The organism is Methylobacterium sp. CCH5-D2, assembly GCF_001556475.1.
Lineage (GTDB): Bacteria > Pseudomonadota > Alphaproteobacteria > Rhizobiales > Beijerinckiaceae > Methylobacterium > Methylobacterium hispanicum.
Window position 1 is genome coordinate 1 of sequence record NZ_LSIX01000706.1, and the last position, 4,016, is coordinate 4,016.

A 4,016-nucleotide genomic window follows, 5' to 3' on the forward strand; every position below is an offset into this window, starting at 1 on the left:
CTCCAATTTTCCCAACCACCGATGCCGACGACAAGCCGCCCTCGGGCGGCTTTCGCCGTTTCCGTGCTCACGCCTCCGGCGTCTCGGCCCTGTACCACGTGTAGTGCTTCTTCACCGCCTCGGTGACGGTCCAGGTGCCCGACCAGCCGCGCGGCGCCACGAAGGCGTCGCCCGCCCGGTAGCTCGTCGCCACGCCCGCCGCGTCGGTCGTGGTGACGGCGCCCGCGATGAGGTGGATGAACTCGTCGTGCTCGAAATCGATGCGGAAGGCGCCGACGCCGCAGGTCCAGATGCCGGCCGCGTAGCGCCTGTCCGGGCTGGTGAAGACCACGGTGTTGGTCTGGCGCGGGTTGCCCGAGACGATGTGCGAGGGCAGCGGCAGGTAGGACTTCGCGCGCGGCTGGGCGGCCGGGAAATCGTGGTTCTGCTTCAGCGGTCCGTCGAGCAGCGGCGGGGCGGCGCCCCGCGGGCGCAGAAGGACCGGCAGGCTGCCGAGGAGGGCCATCGCGGGGCCGCCGAAGGTGTAGAAAAGCCGCGGGATTTCCATTCGATCCCCTCAGATCGCCCGGACGTATCGGGTCCGGCCGCCAGTCTCCGTCGGCGGCCGCGCGGGACTCGTCCTGTCATCCGGCGCGATCGAGACCGTACAGGGAAACAACCGCGACACAATTCGATTGTCGAAGAGCAGAACTTCTGGCTGCAACTATAGATACCAGATTCCGAATCGAACCCTTGTGTAAGGTTAAGCGCTTCTTTCGATGTGCGCGGCGTTTCTACCGAGCCGGGCCATGGGAGGCGTGCGGCCACCGCGCGCGAGGCTGCGGATCAGCGATGCCGGGAATCTGCTCGACGCGCGTCGGCGGAGCGGGAACCTGCGCGCGGGCCATCGGACGCCGCTCACGAGATTTGAATCATATTGAGTGAGGGAAGCATCAACCGGTAAAGGTTGGTGCGGCCAAGAGGACTCGAACCTCCACCCCTCGCGGGACTAGCACCTCAAGCTAGCGCGTCTACCAATTCCGCCATGGCCGCATCGGCACCCCGAGGGGAGACCGCTGGTCCGATCCGGCGGCCTCGCTGGCCGGTCCGTCTCGGTGAGCGGCGCAATAACAGATCGATTCCGGCCCGACAAGCGGGCTCGCGCGAAACGGCCCGAAAATCACGCGCTCTGGGCGCCCGGCTCGAACAGGGGCGCGGCCCCCTCCCCGATCGAGGTGCCGGGCGCGCGCAGGGTCTCGGGCTTGCGGATCAGCTCGGTCACCTCGACGGAGATGCGGCTGCCCGTGACCACGATCTGGCCGCGGGCGATCGGGTGGTCGTTGGCCAGGATCTCGACCATGTCGGTCTCGCTGGCCTCCAGCTCGATCACCGCGCCGCGGCCCATGCGCAGCAGCATGTGCAGCGGCATGCGGCAGCGCCCGAGCACCACCGTGACATCGACCTTCAGATTGTCCAGAACCGCCACGCGCCGCGCTCTCGTCACCCGGGGCACCGGCCGGCGCTCGCTCTCGCGCGCGGAAGCGGTGCTCGGGGAAGCTTCCGCGCAACATGGTGAAGCCTTGGTAAACGCCTCGCGTCTCGAGACCGCACCGGAGACCTTCCTGCCCCGCTCAGGGACCCCGCCGGTGGCGTGGCGGGTGAGCGACGGGCTCGTCGACTACGAGGCGGCGGTCGCCTGGATGGAGGCGCGCGCCGCCGCGATCGCCAGGGGAGAAGCGGACGAGTGCGTCTGGCTGCTTGAGCACCCACCCCTCTACACGGCCGGTACTTCGGCCAAGCCCGCCGACCTCGTCGCGCCGGACCGCTTCCCGGTCTACCCGTCGGGCCGGGGTGGGCAGTACACCTATCACGGGCCGGGCCAGCGGGTGGCCTACGTGATGCTCGATCTCAACCGCCGCCGCACGGACCTGCGCGCCTACGTGACCTGCCTTGAGGCGTGGCTGATCGCGACGCTGGACGCCTTCAACGTACGCGCTGAGCGGCGCGAGGACCGGGTCGGCGTCTGGGTGCGGCGGCCCGAGAAGGGGCCGGGCGTCGAGGACAAGATCGCGGCGATCGGCATCCGGGTGCGCCGCTGGGTGAGCTTCCACGGCATCAGCCTCAACGTCGAGCCGGATCTCTCGCACTTTGCCGGCATCGTGCCCTGCGGGGTGCGCGAGCACGGGGTGACGAGCCTCGTCGATCTCGGCCAGATCGTGAGCCTGCCCGAGGTGGACATGCAGTTGCGCGCCGCCTTCGAGCCGATCTTCGGCGCGACCGCGCCGGACGAGGCCGGCTGAGGCGCCCGGTCCTGGTTTCGAAAGGTCGAGACCTTTCGCGGGTGCAGGGCAGAGCCCTGCAATTGGACTCTTCGCCCCGGCTCCGCCGGGGCGGAGAGTCCAACCCGAGGCTCAGCCCCGGGACCCCGCCCAAGGGCCTCGGGCCCTTGGGGATCCCATGACTCGGCGGCTCAGAAGTCCGCGTGCAGCCGCGTGCCGAAGAAGTGGGCTGGGCCGCGATCTTGGTTGTAGGCCGGGTTCGAGACGAGCTGGTAGTCGAAGGTCACGGTGACGAACTTCGCCAGGCTCAGCGCGTAGTAGGCTTCCACCGCGCGCTCGGGCGCGTAGGTCAGGCGCCCGTCGCCGATGAGGAGGCCGAGCCCCCCGTTGGCGAAGAAGGCCCGGTGCGCGCGCGAGATCGCGTTCATGGTGGCGCCGAGCCCGATCGTGTCGAGCGGCCGGTCCCACGCGGCGCCCTTGATCGAGACGCCGCCCGAGAGGCTGGCGTCGATGTCGGTGAAGCTGGCGCTCTCGTTGCGGCCGTCATTGGCGCTGGCGCGGGCGAAGACGCCGACATCGTCGGTCACCGCCTGCTCCAGGTTGACGTAGAACCCGCTCTTGCGGCGCGGGCGCCGGGTCGCCTGCACGGCGTCGTTGATATCCGCGAAGGCCCCGCCGAGCGTGAGGCCCACCACCTGGCGGTAGTTGGCCGTGTTGGTCACGTTGGTGAAGGCGCCGAGCCGGACGCGGCCGGGCTGGTCCAGCACCGGCAGGGTGTGGCGCGTCTCCAACTCCACCACGGCGCCCGCCCGCTCGAAGACGCGCGGGTCGAGCACGTCGCTGGAGGGCTCCTTCGGCACCTGCGTGTAGGCCGCCCGGATGGCGAACTCCCGCCGGTTGTACTCGACGTACACCCCTTGCGTGAAACCCGGCAGGTTGGCCGGGAAGTCCCAGGCCGAGGCCGCCCAGAGCGACCAGTTCATGAAGTCGAGGCGGGGATCGTGGGCGTAGACGTTGCCGTCGAAGAAGTCGCCGAGCGCGAACTTGCCGGCGACCACGGTGATGCGCTCGACGTCGCGCCGGGTCGCCACCTGGTTGATGCCGTCCGGCACGTCCTCGGTCTCGCCGCCGAGGCCGAAGGTCTGGCGGATGAAGTAGCGGTTGGAGCGCAGCTTCGGGAAGGGTGCGCCCGCCTTCTGGGCCTCGCCGTTGACGAAGCCGGCGACGCCCAGCGTGCGCGAGAGGCCGAAGCCCTGGCTGAATTCCGGGTTGTAGTAGAGCTCGGTGCCCTCCACCAGCTTGAAGCCGATGAAGGCGGTCGCGGTCGTGGTCGCCTGCGCCTGGCGCGGCACGAGGCTCTGCTCGCCCCGGTAGGGCGCGCGGAAGCCGGTCACGCCCTGGTTCACGAAGGTGGTCTGGCCGTGGAGGGTGAAGCGGTCCGAGACGTCGGTGTCCGGCACGTTCGGCGCGGTGGCGTCGGCCTCCGGCGGCAGGCGGAAGCCCTCCGGGTACCACGAGAGCCGCGCCAGCATCTGGTTCGAGATGAAGGCCGCCCGCGTCGAGACCGGGCCCCCGGCTGGGCCCGGCACCGCGCCGAGATCGAAGCGCCGGCTCTCGCCGTAGTCGATGTAGCGGTAGTCGAGCCCCAGCGCGATCCGGTCGGTGATGGCGTATTGCAGGCCGGCGCCCAGGGTGAAGCCGAGCGAGGCCTCGTCGCGCCGCGCGGTCGCGGCGGGTCCGCCCGCGCGGTCCGGGTAG

The 4,016-nt window shown here is 70.1% G+C and carries 4 protein-coding genes and 1 tRNA gene; 1 reads left to right on the forward strand and 4 read right to left on the reverse strand.

The features are described from left to right. Positions 1-67: 67 nt before the first annotated feature. The 3 genes from AX737_RS18555 to AX737_RS18565 all read right to left on the reverse strand — a co-directional run bounded on the left by AX737_RS18555 (position 68) and on the right by AX737_RS18565 (position 1,465). Positions 68-547 carry a cupin domain-containing protein gene (locus AX737_RS18555; RefSeq protein WP_066923992.1) on the reverse strand — a complete coding sequence of 160 codons (480 nt, stop codon included), beginning with the start codon at positions 545-547 and terminating at the stop codon, positions 68-70. A 400-nt stretch (positions 548-947) separates the two neighbouring features. Further along, positions 948-1,032 (reverse strand) — tRNA-Leu (locus AX737_RS18560). Positions 1,033-1,159: 127 nt separating this feature from the next. Then, complete coding sequence (locus tag AX737_RS18565; protein WP_066923994.1) at positions 1,160-1,465, reverse strand: FliM/FliN family flagellar motor switch protein; 306 nt, start codon at positions 1,463-1,465, stop codon at positions 1,160-1,162. Between the two features lie 94 nt (positions 1,466-1,559). Between AX737_RS18565 and lipB the strand changes: the two genes are divergently transcribed. Further along, on the forward strand, positions 1,560-2,279 hold the full coding sequence (lipB, locus tag AX737_RS18570) for a lipoyl(octanoyl) transferase LipB (protein WP_082773129.1): 720 nt from the start codon (positions 1,560-1,562) through the stop codon (positions 2,277-2,279). Between the two features lie 170 nt (positions 2,280-2,449). Here the strand turns inward: lipB and AX737_RS18575 are convergent. After that, on the reverse strand, positions 2,450-4,016 hold a 1,567-nt coding region (locus AX737_RS18575), incomplete at its 5' end, for a carbohydrate porin (RefSeq protein ID WP_066924000.1).